The following is a 15,156-nucleotide window of genomic DNA, read 5'->3' on the forward strand; positions in this document are numbered from 1 at the left end:
GTGTTCGTAGTAGAACAAAATTACACAAGAGAGGAATATTCTGTATAATTATACAGTTTTTAGCCTAATTCATTGTTGTAAGCACAAAGAGAGTATCAATCAAATCGAATGGCTTCTACTGGAGTTATTTTAGTGGCTAAATAAGAAGGTGCTATCATCATTAAATACGAAACCAGTATCGTACCAATATTAAGGTATATTAGATGTAATGGGTTTAAATAAATAGGCACTGTGCTTAAATAATAGTTCTCTGGGTCAAGAGATATAATTCCAAAATGCTGTTGCAGTAGACAAATAGAGATGCCAATTATATTTCCTATAATAACGCCCTTGGCAATAATAAACGTAGCTAAATACATAAATACACGCCTGATGTCATGATTCTGCTTACCCAGAGCTTTCAGAATCCCAATCATTGCTGTACGCTCAAGGATTATAATTAATAAGCCTGAAATCATATTAAAACCAGCAACAAGTACAACTAGGGTAAGAATGATGGCTACATTCATATCTAATAAACCAAGCCATCCGAACATTTGCGGCTGTTGTTGCAAAATGGTAGTGGTGCGCAGCAATCCTCCATCGGGCGATATTTTCGAAGCTGCCATTATATCAACTTGATGAGCCAACTCGTTAGTCTGTTCAAACTTATCTAGGGTAATTTCATATCCTGTAATCTGATTATCTTCCCAGTTATTGAGTTTAATAATATGGCGTATATCAGCAAAAATAAAAACCTTATCAAATTCGGGTAAGCTAGAATCGTAAATAGCAGAAATTTTAAAGTTTCGAGCTCTAATTTTATCTTTAAAAAAGTAGGTAGGAACTTTGTCTCCAACTTTTAATCCTAGCAACTGAGAAAGAGTTCTGGATATAATAATATCGTTAGATGTCTTTTTCTGTGTGACATCTGGGTTTTCACCTTCAATAATAATCTGATTAAAAAAGTCCCAGTCAAAGTCGTGGCCAATGCCTTTAATAACTACTCCTTGAATATTGTTCTCGGTTTTTAATAAACCTGGTTTAACTGCAAACTCTTGAATCTTTTTTATGCCAGGAATAGCCTGTAACTGCTCAACAAAGTCCGCATCTCGTTCAATAGGGTTGGTTTCCAGAGAAGAATTGTAATCGTAATTAACGACTTGAATATGAGCCCCAAATCCAATTATTTTGTTTCTGATTTCTCGTTTAAATCCTGTTCCAATAGCCAAAGACAAAATCATAACTGTTACCCCTAAAGCAATGCCAATGGTAGCAACAGTTATAATAGGGCCAGATAATTTTTTACCTGTTATTTCTCCCTTACGTATTTTATTGGCTATATATAAATTTAAATTCAAGGCTCAATGTCGTTAAAGCGTTTATATCGGCCTAAAGATAATGATTCCTCTGAAACCCCATAAGAACCCACAAGGTATAATGCTGCATTGTTTGAATCGACCTTTAACTATCGACTTTCTTACTTTACAAACTTAATACTAGCCTAATAAATTTTATTTTCTTCCAGGATAAACCTCCAAAGCCTTTTCTAATACAACAAGTGCCTTTTTTAAATCCTCCACATTTAACACATAGGCAATACGTACTTCGTCTTTACCTAAATACCTGCTAAAATAAAAGCCAGATCCAGGTGCCATCATAACGGTTTGTCCTTCGTATTCAAAATCACGAAGAATCCATTCGCAAAAATCATCAGAATCTTTTACAGGAAGCTTAGCCATGGTATAAAACGCTCCTTTAGGAAGTAAGGATTTTACACCAGGTATTTTATTCAGACCCTCAACCAACACATTCCTGCGTTCTATGTATTCATCATAAACGCCCTGTGTATAGTCAGGAGCAGCATCTAATGAAGCACATGCAGCAATTTGGCCCAATAAAGGCGGACTTAATCGAGCTTGAGCAAATTTCATAGCAGACGCAATTACCGTTTTGTTTTTGCTCACTAAAGCGCCAATTCTAATACCGCACTCGCTGTAACGCTTACTTACAGAATCAATCAGTACTACGTTTTCTTCAAGCCCTTTCAGGTTTAAAGCTGAAAAATGCTCATAACCATCGTAACAGAATTCCCGATAAACTTCATCCGACAATAAGAATAAATCGTTTTCTAAAACAATACTTCGTAAAGTTTCTAATTCATCTTCAGAGTATAGATAGCCTGTTGGATTATTCGGATTGCAAATAAAAATGCCTTTGGTTTTTGCCGTAATTAGTTTTTGAAACTCCTTAATAGGAGGTAAGGAATAATCGTCACAGTACTTTGATGTAATAGGTTTTATGTTGATACCCATAGCTTCTCCAAAACTACTGTAGTTAGCGTAGAATGGTTCAGGAATAATAATTTCATCACCAGGATTAAAGCAGCAAAAAAAGGCAAATATAAATGCCTCCGAACCTCCTGTGGTAACCAAAATATCTTCCTTGTCAACATCAATGTCAAATCGTCCATAGTATTTGGTAAGCTTTTCGCGATACTCAGGTAAACCAGCCGAATGAGTATATTCTAATACTTCTCTGTCAATATTTTTAATGGCCTGTATAGCTTCCACAGGTGTGTTAATATCTGGTTGACCTATATTTAAATAAAAAACTTCTGTCCCTTTTTCTTTAGCTGCATCTGCAAAAGGTACTAATTTACGTATTGGAGAAGAGGGCATATCATAACCTCTTTTTGAAATAGACGGCATAATTTTTGTTTATGTTGGCAAGCAAAAGTACCTAAAAAGCTGTCATTTGTCATATATTTGAAGATTATTTTTCAAAAAATGATTTCTTTAGTTAATCTTGTGTTAAATAAACCTGTATTTTTATAAGTATATAAATCAACAATTATATTTGTTGTATGTCTGTTATATACAGAGGTAATTTATAACTATAAATGGTTATCATACCAAGTTTACTTTTAAATTAGTTTTATAGAATTAAAATATAAAACTCATTTGAGTGTAATTTTGAATTGTACCATAACCTGGAACTAAAACCTTAAGTAATGTCAAAAACGGAATCGTCAGTAGGTTCATTAACGCTCAATTTTCATCCCAACTTTAAATGGGGTTTAAGCATGGTAATGCTTTTTGTTATACATGCTTCTATTTTTTCTCAATCTATTTCTGGTATAGTTAGGTCCTCCGATGGAGAAACGATACCATTTGCATCAATATATATTCAGGAACTAACCGCTGGTACAACAACTAATTTAGAGGGAGAATACAGTCTGGAGTTACCCAAAGGAATATCGCACATATCTTTTCAGGCTTTAGGTTATACTAAGGTTGAACTTAAGGTAGATATGAAATCGAATGATATTGTTAAGGATATTACTCTGCAACCGCACGACTATCGAATTAAAGAAGTTCGTGTTTTTTCGGGTGATGAAGATCCTGCTTATGCCATTATGCGAAAATCCATTAGTATGGCTCCATATTTTCAACGACAAATAAAGCATTATAAGGCCAATGTGTATATGAAAGGTGGCTTTGATATGAAAAAAGTGCCACGCCTGTTTCGTAAACAAATGAAAGAAGAAGGTATTGAAGAAGGAAAAAGTTATGTAGCGGAAAGTATTAATGAAATTACTTTTGACTCACCCAATAAATATATTCATAAGCAAATTTCAAAGCGTTCTACTATTCCAAACGATAGTGAGGATGATATTATGGGCTTTTTAAATTATAGCTTCTACGATTCGGATAGTGAGTTGGCCATTTCGCCAGTGAGTAGAAAGGCTTTTTCGTTTTATAAGTTCAGATACGAAGGTTTTTTTAAGCAAGGAGATTTTTATGTGAACAAGATTAAAGTAACGCCTAAACGTAAAAATCAAAAGTTATTTGAAGGCTATATATATATTGTTGATAAGCTGTGGAATATTCATTCGGTGGATTTAGTCAATGAGCAGTTTTTTGGAAAGGTAAGAGTAAAGCAGGTGCAAGAGCCCGTTAAAGGCAAAGCATGGTTACCCGTCAGTCATCAGTTTGATGTTGACGTACAGATGATGGGATTTAAGGCCGTGGCGAATTATGGTGGCTCGGTAAAATATGAAAAGGTTGAATTAGATGCTGGCCTACCTGTGCCTACTTCTTTAAAGAAAGCTTACGCGGAAATAGAGGAGGAGCAAGCCTTTTTAGAAGAGTTAGAAAAACAGCAGCAACCTGTATTAAATAAGTCGCAACAAAAAATTGAAGAACTACTGGCTAAGGATGATTTAAATAATCGCGAGATGATGAAGCTTTCGCGTTTGATGGAAAAAGAAAATAAAGCCAAGGAGCAAGGCGATAGAGGTTTGGAATTAGAAAGTAGAGATAGTTTGTATCAAATTGTAAAAGATACAGTGAGTAAAGACTCTATTGACTGGAATAAAATTAGGCCTATCCCTTTAAGTAAAAAAGAGATTGAGAGTTTTGGAATAAAAGATTCCTTAACCTTAGCTATGTCGGGAGTGGAGGTAGATAGTGTAAAGCAAGAAAAGGAGAAATCAAAATTTAGTAAAGGACTGGATACTGCTTTAGGCGGAGGGAAAAAGTATTGGAATCCGACTGAGGAAAGACAAATTAGGTTTAAATATTATGGGCTGCTTGACCCTAATAACTTTGGTTTTAACTCAGTGGATGGCTTTACCTTTTCGCAAGGTTTTGATATTAAAACGCGTTATAAAAAAAGAGATAAGTTAAGTATTTGGGGAGGCTTGAAGTATGCTTTTGGAAGAGAAGATTTAATGTGGCGTATGAAAAGTGATTATAGGTTAGAATTTATTAATCATACCAAATTTTTCTTTGACGCTGGGCAATGGAGCCAAGATTTTAACCCCAATGGTATTTCTCCTTTCGTTAATATGGTTTCGTCCTTATTCTTGAAGGAAAACTATATGAAACTTTATAAGGATAACTATGCTTCTGTTGGTGCGCAGAGGTTTCTTGCCAATGGTTTAATGTTAACTATAGGAGCTAAGTATCAGCACATGAATCGTCTGGAAAATAGTACTTCTTATTCGTGGGGATACCCAAATAGAAAGTATTGGGATAATAACGAAATAAACACACATCCTGATATGGGGCAGTTTGATGACAGTAAGGCCTTTAGTTTAAGTGCTAAACTAGAATATACACCCAAGTATTACTATCGAATTGATAAAGGCTTTAAACGTATGATTAAATCAGATTATCCAACATTTATTTTAAGTTATAAAGGAGGTTTTGATGGAATTATGGAGTCCGATTCTCGTTTTGATATGATGGAATTACGTATCAAACAAAAGCTGGAATGGAGTTATATGTACAACATCAATTACGATGTTCGAGGAGGTTATTATTTTAATAATCAGAATATGCATTTCTCTAATTACACGCATTTTAATACCAGCCAAATTCCTATTTCGTTTAAAGATTGGAAAAATAACTTTAACCTACTGAATGATTATGAGTACAGCACCAATGATTGGTATTTAGAAGGTCATTTTAGTTATTCAACACCGTACCTTTTAATTAAGAATATTCCATTTTTACAAGATAAATTGTGGAATGAAAACTTGTATTACAGTCATTTAACACAAGCCAGCTTTAAAAATTATAATGAAGTAGGGTATGGAATTACGCAAATATTCCTGTTTGCTAATGTAGGTGTTTTTGCAGGATTTGAGGAAATGGAGTTTTCGAGATGGGGTGTAAGGTTAAGCTTAAATTTAGGTGATTTGGATTAAATGATAATGAGTTCAGAAAGTAATATAGTCGAAAGTTAAAAGTCAGGACACACCAAACAATACTAGAAAGAAAATCCTGTAGGACGTAATGTTCTACGGGATTTTTATTTTCTTGGTCATACTGTAAATTGGACTGCTGACAAAAAGTACTAATTGGTTGTTGTGGGCAGTCCGATTATGCTTTAAGTTTGTAGTATGATTTTAATTCAGCTAGATAAAAGCAAGAAAAAACTGTATCAGCAAATTTACAATCAAATTGTAGAACTGATTAAAAGTGGTAGTCTTCATGTAGGAGAAACGCTGCCGTCAACCCGAAAGTTGGCGGAATTAACAGGAGTTAATCGTACTACTGTTTATAGAGCTTATCAGGAATTATGGGCAGCTGGTTATATAGAATCTACAGAAGGGGGATACTCTAAAGTTAGACAAGCGGTAGAAAGAACTGAAGGTATAAAGGAAGAGAGTTCGGAAATACTGAATTGGAATAATCAATTTTCAGATTTAGCGAGTTCTTTACTTGAGGACAGCGATTTTTCTTCTGAGGCTAAACTTAATTTTAGATTGTTAAGTCCAGACCATATGTTGATGCCTGTTCAGGCTTTTAGACAGAGTATAAACCGTGTATTACAGGAAAAAGGAAGCGAAGTGTTGGATTATAATCAGTCCGAAGGTTATTATCCACTGCGTGAGTATATCGCTAGACAGATGCAGCAGCATGGTATTCATTGCGAATCGGAGCAGATAATGATGACCAATGGAATGCAAAATGGCTTAGAGTTATTAACCAGAACTTTGGCCAACCCTAGAGATATTATTCTTTGTGAAAATCCAACCTATGGAATAATGCTTCAATTGGCAAAGCATTTAGGTATTCGTGTTCATGGTGTGAGCATGATAAGAGAAGGCATGGATTTATCCGAATTAGAAAGCAAGATTATTGAGTATAAACCTAAATTTATTTATACCATACCTACTTTTCATAATCCTACAGGAATCACCACTTCTTATAGTCATCGAGAAAAGTTTTACGCCATTTGTAAAAAATACAAAGTTCCCATTTTAGAAGATGGTTTTGAAGAGGATATGAAATATTTTGGAAAAGCGATTGTTCCCATAAAATCTATGGATAAAAACAACTTGGTCATTTATCTGGGCACCTTTTCAAAGGTTCTATTTCCTGGAATTAGAGTAGGGTGGTTTGTGGCTCCAAAGGAAGTGGTGGCAAAAGCAGCCAACCTAAAACGAATATTTGAATTATCATCCGTCACTTTAACGCAAGCAGCCATATTGGATTTTTGCAAAAATGGAAACTATGATTTGCACAAAAAACGATTGCACAGGTCATATAAAAAAAGAATGCAAGTTGCTTTACAGGCGTGCCGTAAATACTTGCCATTAGATAAGGTAAGCTATACTAAACCCAATGGCGGATACTTAATTTGGTTTTCGCTGAAAATAGAAAGTTGTAACGAAGAAGGTTTCATCGGGATTCTTCTAAAAAATGGTGTAGCAGTATCACCAGGAAGAAGGTTTTTCGTTTCCGATACAAATCAGGTATGCTTCCGATTATCTATCTCCAGTAGAAGTGAGGAAGAAATTGAAGAAGGTATTAAAGTCATCGGCAACACAGTAAATAGTTTATAAACCTTTTTTAGAATGATAAAATTGAATCCTAGCGCTTATAGTGCGATTGAAAACCTCCTAAAGAGCGTAAATATAAATCACCTATTTGCCTTAGCTGTTGTTGAAAATAAAGTGAAAGGAGAGGTGTTTATAGATGATGTAAAGAATCCTCAAAGCTTTTATTTCAGGCATCCGTATGGAATGTCTCTGTTATTTGGGTCTACCAAAAATGAATCTTTTAATAAGTGCTTAAAGTCCTATTTACTTAATGCAGATAAACAGAGGTCACAGCCAGAATGGTTACAGGTTTACCCTATGTTATGGAATGAGAAATTGGCAGATTTACTACAAGCTGAGCTCACAACTGAGATAAGTGACGATAAAAAGGTTGTACTGGATTCACGAATTAACTTTAAGTTTAAAAAGGTTGATTTTATATCGCTGATAAAAGTTGAAGAGCCAAGCATTGTTATTAAACGTACGACAGAAGAAAATTATAATTTAATAACGGGACAAGTTGTTCCGCAGTATTTTTATAATAATTCAGCACATTTTATAAAGGACGGAGTTGGGTTTTCTGTCATGTATAATGGAATGCCCGTAGCTACTGCATTTGCCGCTTTTATTATCAAAAATAAGCTAGAAATAGGAATTGAAACTCTTTCTGGCTACAGAGGCAAGGGACTAGCTAAAAGAGTTTGTTCCGCATTAATTGAGTATTGTTCACAAAATAATTTAGAACCAGTCTGGTCGTGCAAGGGAAGCAATGTAGCTTCCATTAAGCTAGCAGAGAGTTTAGGGTTCAAACAAATATTAACCTTCCCATATTATAAATTACCATGCAATTAAACAATCAATTAACTATCTCATGTAGTAAGGAAAAACTGGATATCCCTATGATATACGATTTCTTGAGTAATAGATCGTATTGGGGAAAAGGTAGGACGCTGGAGCAAGTGGAATCTTCTATTTCTAACTCCATTTGTTTCGGCATTTATTTAAAAGATAAACAAGTTGCTTTTGCCAGAGTTGTAAGCGATAAAGTGGTTTTTGCCTGGGTAATGGATGTTTTTGTACTGGAGGAATACAGAGGGCAAGGTATCGGAAAGACTCTTATGAAATCGATTATAGAATACCCTGAATTAAAACAAGTAAGAAAAATTGGACTGGCAACAGATGATGCCCATGGCTTATATCAACAGTATGGTTTTACATCATTAATAAAACCGGAAAACTTAATGGAGAGGGTAATGAGTTAGCAATTCATTTTAAAGAAAGTGTAGTTTTTAGAATTACAGATTTTAAAATTGAAGATGATCAATATAAAGTCGAGAATTATTAAAACAAGGGTAATTTGTTAATTCTGATTTAATAGGTATAAATGAATTGTTATCCCTTGGTCCTCGCTCCTTAGGTTCAATGTTTAACTCGCTATGCTAACCAGAGTGTTGCTCTGGGCTAATGATTTAAATCCGTAGGACTTTTGATTCGAGAAATGGTCATTATCTCAATTATATGAACGACAGACTTAAGATAAATGCCCCATTGGGGCAAAAGCGAAAGCATTGGGCAACGCCCAATGAAAACAATTAACCTGCAGCTAGCTCTAAAAGAGCTAAAGCCAAACCTGTCCATCATCATTCATTTTGGGAGTCTTTTCTATGCTTTGGGTAATCTTAAAAGGATTATTCATAGTATTTGTCTTGAAAACCTCTCCATCTATATACCTAAGTCTTTCTAATTTTTATATTTTTGCAGCTTAATTCAAAAAGTAAATAAAACTAGGTGATAAGTTAATTGATTAAAAGATGAATAACCTTAAATGAAGTTCATCGTCTTTTGTCTTTTGTCTTTTGTCTATAATCTATAAATAAACATGGAATTAGCAAGTACGTACAATCCCGCCGAAACGGAGGACAAGTGGTATAAGTATTGGATGGATCAAAAATATTTTCATTCAGAACCGGATGAAAGAGAGCCATACACCGTCGTCATTCCACCGCCAAACGTAACGGGAATGCTACATATGGGGCACATGTTAAACAATACCATTCAGGATATTTTGGTGCGACGTGCTCGTATGATGGGCAAAAATGCTTGTTGGGTTCCAGGTACCGACCATGCTTCTATTGCTACGGAAGCTAAGGTGGTAAATAAATTAAAAGGAGAAGGTATTGATAAAGCTGACCTTTCGCGTGATGAATTTTTAGGTCATGCTTGGGATTGGACTGAGAAACACGGTGGAATCATTCTGGAGCAATTAAAGAAACTTGGTGCTTCATGCGATTGGGACAGAACTTGTTTTACTTTAGATGAAACCAGAAGCGAAGCTGTACTAGATACTTTTGTTGAGTTATATAACAAAGGATTAATTTACCGTGGTGTTCGTATGGTAAACTGGGATCCTGCTGCTTTAACTGCTGTTTCTGATGAGGAAGTGGTTTATAAAGAAGTTCATTCAAAATTATATTATCTACTATATAAAATTGAGGGTGAAGATGGCCATGTAACCATTGCAACTACGCGTCCAGAAACCATTTTAGGAGATACCGCAGTTTGTATCAATCCTAACGATGAGCGTTTTAAACATCTTAAAGGAAAAAGAGTGATCGTGCCTTTGATCAATCGTTCTATTCCAATTATTGAGGATGATTATGTAGATATGGAGTTTGGTACAGGGTGTTTGAAAATTACCCCTGCGCACGACTTAAATGACTACGAAATGGGAATGCGTCATAACTTAGAGAGCATCGATATTTTAAACGACGATGGTACTTTAAGTGAGGCAGCTCAGCTGTTTGTGGGTAAAGATCGTTTTGTGGTTCGCGAGGAAATTATCCCAGAATTACAAAAAGAAGGAAACGTACTAAAAATTGAAGATTACGATAATAAAGTAGGTTGTTCAGAGAGAACTGGAGCTGTTATTGAGCCTAAGCTTAGTACGCAGTGGTTCTTAAAAATGACTGAAATGGCTAAGGTGGCTTTGGACGCTGTAGAGACTGATGAGGTTCAGTTTCACCCTGCCAAGTTTAAAAACGTTTACCGTCACTGGATGGAAAACGTAAAAGACTGGTGTATCTCGCGTCAGTTGTATTGGGGACACAGAATACCGGTTTATTATTTAGATAACGGTGATTTTGTTGTAGCTAAAAATGATGAAGAAGCCCTTAAGTTAGCACAAGAGAAGAGTGGTAATGCTGCTTTAACTATTGCTGATTTAAAGCAAGAAGATGATGTGTTAGATACTTGGGCATCGTCGTGGTTATGGCCTATTTCTGTGTTTGATGGATTTAATCCGGATAAAAGAGAGATTGATTATTACTACCCAACCAGCGATTTGGTAACGGGTCACGATATCATCTTTTTCTGGGTGGCGCGTATGATTATGGCGGGGTACCAGTTTAAAGGAACCTTCCCATTTAAAAATGTGTATTTTACCGGTATGGTGCGCGATCAACAAGGTCGTAAAATGAGTAAGCAGTTGGGTAACTCGCCCGATCCATTGGATTTAATTGCCAAGTATGGTGCCGATGGGGTTCGTGTGGGTATGTTACTTTGTTCTCCTGCTGGTGGCGACTTGTTATTCGATGATAGCTTAACGGAGCAAGGACGTAACTTCTCCAACAAAATATGGAACGCCTTCCGATTAGTTAAAGGGTGGGAAGTAGATGAGGCCTTAGCTCAGCCAGAGAGTGCTGCTAAAGGTATTGAGTGGTTTAGTCATAAGCTTGATCAGACGATTAACTTAGTGGATGATCACTTTAGCAAGTTCCGTATTTCGGATGCATTGATGTCGGTTTATACTTTATTCCGTGATGATTTTTCGTCGTGGTATTTAGAGATTGTGAAGCCAGGATATCAGCAACCTATTGATGGAGCTACTTACAAAGCGACTATCGAAAATTTTGATAAGTTATTAAGATTACTGCACCCATTTATGCCATTTATCTCTGAGGAAATTTGGCAAATACTAGGCGACAGAAAAGAAGGCGAGAGCATCATGGTTTCGGATATGCCTGTGCCTAGCGAAGTGGATGAAAAGTTATTAGCAAGCTTTAGCTTAACGCAAGAAGCCATTGCTGGTGTACGTAACATTCGTAAGCAAAAAAATATTCCTAATAAGGATAGCATTGCTTTAAGTATATTAGATAATTCAGGATACGATAAAAGTTTTGATGCTGTATTGGTTAAGTTGGCTAATGCCGAGGAATTAAATTTTGTGACCGAAAAAGTAAACGGTGCTTTATCGTTTATGGTTAAGGCCAACGAGTACTTTATTCCTTTAGGAGATTTAATTGATGTAGATGCAGAAATTAAACGTTTAGAAGAGGAATTAAAATACAATAAAGGATTCCTTATTTCGGTGAGTAAAAAGCTAAGCAACGAACGTTTTGTAAACAACGCACCAGAAAAGGTAGTTGCCATTGAAAAACAAAAACAAGCTGATGCCGAAGCTAAAATTAAAGCTTTGGAAGAAAGCATCGCTAATATGAAAGGGTAGTTTTGTGATTGGTTGTTAGTCATTGGTCATTAGTTGATGTACAAGCCATTTAAATCATACAGAGTAAATAATAACAAGCGCCGCAATTTGCGGCGTTTGTTGCTTCAAGCTCAGAGTACCTTCCCGTCAGTAGGTGACCAAAGGTCATACAGCAACAGTCCAGTGTGTAACGCTGGGTATAAAGTATAATCATTATAAGGAGCCTGAAGGACGCACAGCCTTAATCTTTTAAATCCTGTCTTTTAGATACAATTTCATCATGTAATTTCCGTTTTAATATTGCCTATACGAGGTGAAATATGCACCTTTAAGCTTGTGACTTATTGCAAACACTTCTCATTAATAAAATAGTAGCACAAATGTCAAATATCAATTTTTCTATTTTCCAACCTAGACCATTAAAGATATTAATGGTGCTTTTAGTTATCTGTAATACCCTTTTTAGTCAAGATAAAGTAGAAAAGGAAACCGTTGAAATTCCAGAACCACTCATGTTTGACTTGGTTAGAGGTCTAGGTGCCAAGCAAGGAGAATTAGAAATAAATGCCTTAGCAGATTTACCCTTAAATGACGGTCCTGTAAGAGGTGTAGAGTGGGCTCCTGAAATAGAATATGCCTTGTTTGATGGTTTTGCCGTGGAATTGGAATTTCCGATGCATGATTTCGAATTAGAAGCTTATAAACTGGCTTTTCAATGGACAATGGGTGCATCTAAGAATAACAAATTCATTCATGGTATTCAGGTGATAGGCGAACAATATATACACGATGATATTTTAGAACTCAACTTTTTATATGTTCCGGCTTACAGGTTTAATGAGGTTTGGAGTACAATTGGATTATTTGGTGTAATGTTAGAATCGGGCGCGGATAGTCCTGAGAAAGATTATACTATTTTATTGAACGCTTCTGTTTTTGCCAACCTTAATAAGCATATGGTAGTAGGATTAGAAATGAATAATACCGACCCTACCTTTCAAAAAGTAGATAGCAACGAAATGGAATTACTTATTCTTCCTCAAATGCATTACGAATGGGAAAATGGGTTTTCATTTCAATTTGGAGCAGGTTCTTCTTTTTATAAAGGGAATGCCGATTTTTCGGCTGTTATGAGAGTCATTAAAACATTTTAAACCTTTCTCGAAAAGAATAATGAATGTTAACTATAATTAGAATAAAAGTAACTCATCATTATAAATGCAAATAACTATTTCGGAAACTAAGTTTATTAAAACAGAACAGATTATAGCGCTCTATGCTGCTAATGAATAGAGTTCTGCAGATAAACCTATTGCTTTGGAAGGTAAAAATATTAAATTTATAGCCAAACTATATAAGCTTTGGTTTAGTGCAAATATGATAGTCCGTTGCCTTTAAACCGTTTGCTTTATATATGCAATAAGTTTTATTTAATTTTAATAGAGTTTTATAGCCTATATTTTTGTCAGAATTAAAAGCAAACAAGCAACAGAGAAACAAATAACATTTAGATAAATAATATCATGGGAAAAGGACAAGACGCAAAGAAAAACGTAAAAAAAGAACCTGCTAAAACTCCAAAAGAAAAAAAAGCAGAAAAGAGAGAAAAAAAATCTAAGAAAAACTAATTATTTATTAGAAAAGCTGAGCTCAAATAAAGAGATTAATCGCAAGTATATATAGTATACTTGTGATTATCCTTTTGTTTTAGTGCGGTTGGACAGTCTGGCTAATTGGTGTTTGTAAAATGTGTAACTTCAATATTTTTTACTAAAAGTAATTATTTTTGTAGAATGAGAAGTATTGACCCTCCTTTAAAATATAGCAATAAAGAATACTTTAAAATTAATAAAGATGCCATTATACGGCTGTTTAATGTTGTAGGATTCTAGCTACGTCATTTAGCATTATCGTTTATTATAAGCTCTTTCTATGCCCATATGATTTAGATTACCTGTAGTAGAACGTAAACCATTACTAATATCTCGTACAGATTGACTTTTGATAAATTAACAAAATAACATCGACACTAGATGCGTCCAGTAATCATATCCTTTTTGATGCTTATCTATAAACTTTTTCGAAACGATCTTTTTAAAACTTGTATAATCTAATTTTGATATGATTTGAGAGAAAGTGGTTTTTTGTTGTGTAATTAATAGATACTTAAATTCTTTCTCTCTTTTTTATTTGCTTAGAACAGGATTGTTAAGATTCCTATTAAAATATTATTTTAGCAGTTAAAACTCTTATATCTTTAAAAACCACCCTATGCAAAAACACATTTTACTTCTATTTCTATTTGTCTCAAGCATTGTATTGGCGCAGCAAAATTCAAATATGGCCTTGGTGCCAGGCGGCGAGTTTATCATGGGAAATGATATGAAGAACAGTCTTGGTTTTAGTCCTGCTCATCTGGTAAAGGTCGATTCCTTTTATATCGATAAATACGAAGTCACCAACAAAGACTACCTAAAATTTTGCCAAGAAACCAAGCACCGACTACCGGAATTTTGGAATACCGATATCTTTAGATGTGGCGATAAGTATTTAAACTATCCCGTGGTTGGCATAAGCTTTGGCGATGCAATGGCCTATGCCAAATGGGCTGGTAAAAGATTGCCCACAGAAGCCGAATGGGAATATGCCGCAAGGGGAGAATTAGAGGGCAAGAACTTTCCGCATGGAGATACTTGGCATCAGGAAAGAGCCAAACAGGACAGCACAGGCTGGAAAAACTTAATAGAACCTGTGGGGCAATACGAGGTAAATGCATATGGCTTGTACGATATGAGCGGCAATGTTTGGGAGTGGGTAGCCGACAGACATTCAGAAAGCTATTACCAACAGCGCGTTTACGATAACCCTAAAGGTCCCGCCCAAGGTACTAACCGTGTCATCCGAGGAGGAAGCTGGCATTCGGGCAAAATGTGCAAAAAAGTATTTTACCGAAAAGGTTTAATAGCCAACTGGAGCGACTTTGCTGTAGGATTTAGATGCGCTAAGGATGTAGAGTAAGAATTAAGCTGTGACCAATGAATAATTATCAATGGGCCATTGCAAATAATTAATAGCAGTAATAACCATAAAACAAAACTCTATGAATATGGAAATGAATAAGATTGTGCAAATCGCACTGTACACAATACCGCTAGCTCTGCTATGGTGGTTGTTTCATACATTAGGCAATATCTTAAAATATTTAAAGTTGATATATGAAATCCTCAAAGAAAAAGAAGATAAGGGTAGTTGATAACTTCGTAAGTTAACTAATGAGGAGTGACTAAAAACGAATAAACCAATTTTTATAATAAAAGCATATGTACCCAACAGAAATTAAAACAGAACCTAATTTATT

Annotated in this window: 10 protein-coding genes; 7 read left to right on the top strand and 3 right to left on the bottom strand. The window is 35.2% G+C overall.

The genetic code is table 11. From position 1 onward, the window contains the following. Positions 1 to 95: 95 nt before the first annotated feature. Together A8L32_RS14445 and A8L32_RS14450 are read right to left on the bottom strand one after the other, a co-directional pair. Positions 96 to 1,340, bottom strand: a complete 1,245-nt coding sequence (locus A8L32_RS14445) for an ABC transporter permease (protein WP_066631543.1) — start codon at positions 1,338 to 1,340, stop codon at positions 96 to 98. A gap of 153 nt (positions 1,341 to 1,493) precedes the next feature. Then, positions 1,494 to 2,690 (bottom strand): pyridoxal phosphate-dependent aminotransferase, encoded by a 1,197-nt coding sequence (locus A8L32_RS14450; RefSeq protein WP_066631546.1) that lies wholly within the window; start codon positions 2,688 to 2,690, stop codon positions 1,494 to 1,496. 302 nt (positions 2,691 to 2,992) lie between these two features. Here A8L32_RS14450 and A8L32_RS14455 point away from each other — a divergent pair, with 302 nt between their 5' ends. The 6 genes from A8L32_RS14455 to A8L32_RS14480 all read left to right on the top strand — a co-directional run bounded on the left by A8L32_RS14455 (position 2,993) and on the right by A8L32_RS14480 (position 12,952). Next, on the top strand, positions 2,993 to 5,695 hold the full coding sequence (locus A8L32_RS14455) for a DUF5686 and carboxypeptidase regulatory-like domain-containing protein (protein ID WP_066631548.1): 2,703 nt from the start codon (positions 2,993 to 2,995) through the stop codon (positions 5,693 to 5,695). A 195-nt stretch (positions 5,696 to 5,890) separates the two neighbouring features. Then, positions 5,891 to 7,339 (top strand): MocR-like pyridoxine biosynthesis transcription factor PdxR, encoded by a 1,449-nt coding sequence (gene pdxR, locus A8L32_RS14460; RefSeq protein ID WP_066631550.1) that lies wholly within the window; start codon positions 5,891 to 5,893, stop codon positions 7,337 to 7,339. A 12-nt stretch (positions 7,340 to 7,351) separates the two neighbouring features. After that, a complete protein-coding gene (locus A8L32_RS14465) occupies positions 7,352 to 8,167 on the top strand; it encodes a GNAT family N-acetyltransferase (protein WP_066631552.1) in 816 nt (271 codons plus the stop codon). Continuing rightward, positions 8,158 to 8,577 carry a GNAT family N-acetyltransferase gene (locus A8L32_RS14470; protein ID WP_066631554.1) on the top strand — a complete coding sequence of 140 codons (420 nt, stop codon included), beginning with the start codon at positions 8,158 to 8,160 and terminating at the stop codon, positions 8,575 to 8,577. The genes A8L32_RS14465 and A8L32_RS14470 overlap by 10 nt, the downstream gene beginning before the upstream one ends. A 617-nt stretch (positions 8,578 to 9,194) precedes the next feature. Then, positions 9,195 to 11,819: a valine--tRNA ligase gene (locus A8L32_RS14475; RefSeq protein ID WP_066631556.1), complete on the top strand. Its 2,625-nt coding sequence runs from the start codon at positions 9,195 to 9,197 to the stop codon at positions 11,817 to 11,819. A 359-nt stretch (positions 11,820 to 12,178) separates the two neighbouring features. After that, entirely contained in the window at positions 12,179 to 12,952 is a 774-nt protein-coding gene (locus A8L32_RS14480) for a hypothetical protein (protein ID WP_066631558.1), read from the top strand. An 855-nt stretch (positions 12,953 to 13,807) separates the two neighbouring features. Here A8L32_RS14480 and A8L32_RS23855 read toward each other — a convergent pair. After that, positions 13,808 to 13,954, bottom strand: coding sequence for a DUF4372 domain-containing protein (locus tag A8L32_RS23855; RefSeq protein WP_075590811.1), 147 nt, complete (start codon positions 13,952 to 13,954; stop codon positions 13,808 to 13,810). Between the two features lie 115 nt (positions 13,955 to 14,069). Between A8L32_RS23855 and A8L32_RS14490 the strand changes: the two genes are divergently transcribed. After that, positions 14,070 to 14,816, top strand: coding sequence for a formylglycine-generating enzyme family protein (locus tag A8L32_RS14490; protein ID WP_075590810.1), 747 nt, complete (start codon positions 14,070 to 14,072; stop codon positions 14,814 to 14,816). Positions 14,817 to 15,156 lie beyond the last annotated feature (340 nt).

The organism is Labilibacter marinus, assembly GCF_001659685.2.
GTDB classification, from domain to species: Bacteria; Bacteroidota; Bacteroidia; order Bacteroidales; family Marinilabiliaceae; genus Saccharicrinis; species Saccharicrinis marinus.

Excerpts from the sequence above, each read along its gene's own strand:
- A8L32_RS14490 (WP_075590810.1), top strand. The coding sequence starts at position 14,070 with ATGCAAAAACACATTTTACTTCTATTTCTATTTGTCTCAAGCATTGTA.
- A8L32_RS14465 (WP_066631552.1), top strand. The coding sequence starts at position 7,352 with ATGATAAAATTGAATCCTAGCGCTTATAGTGCGATTGAAAACCTCCTA.
- A8L32_RS14450 (WP_066631546.1), bottom strand. The coding sequence starts at position 2,690 with ATGCCGTCTATTTCAAAAAGAGGTTATGATATGCCCTCTTCTCCAATA.
- A8L32_RS14480 (WP_066631558.1), top strand. The coding sequence starts at position 12,179 with ATGTCAAATATCAATTTTTCTATTTTCCAACCTAGACCATTAAAGATA.
- A8L32_RS14455 (WP_066631548.1), top strand. The coding sequence starts at position 2,993 with ATGTCAAAAACGGAATCGTCAGTAGGTTCATTAACGCTCAATTTTCAT.
- pdxR (WP_066631550.1), top strand. The coding sequence starts at position 5,891 with ATGATTTTAATTCAGCTAGATAAAAGCAAGAAAAAACTGTATCAGCAA.
- A8L32_RS14475 (WP_066631556.1), top strand. The coding sequence starts at position 9,195 with ATGGAATTAGCAAGTACGTACAATCCCGCCGAAACGGAGGACAAGTGG.
- A8L32_RS14470 (WP_066631554.1), top strand. The coding sequence starts at position 8,158 with ATGCAATTAAACAATCAATTAACTATCTCATGTAGTAAGGAAAAACTG.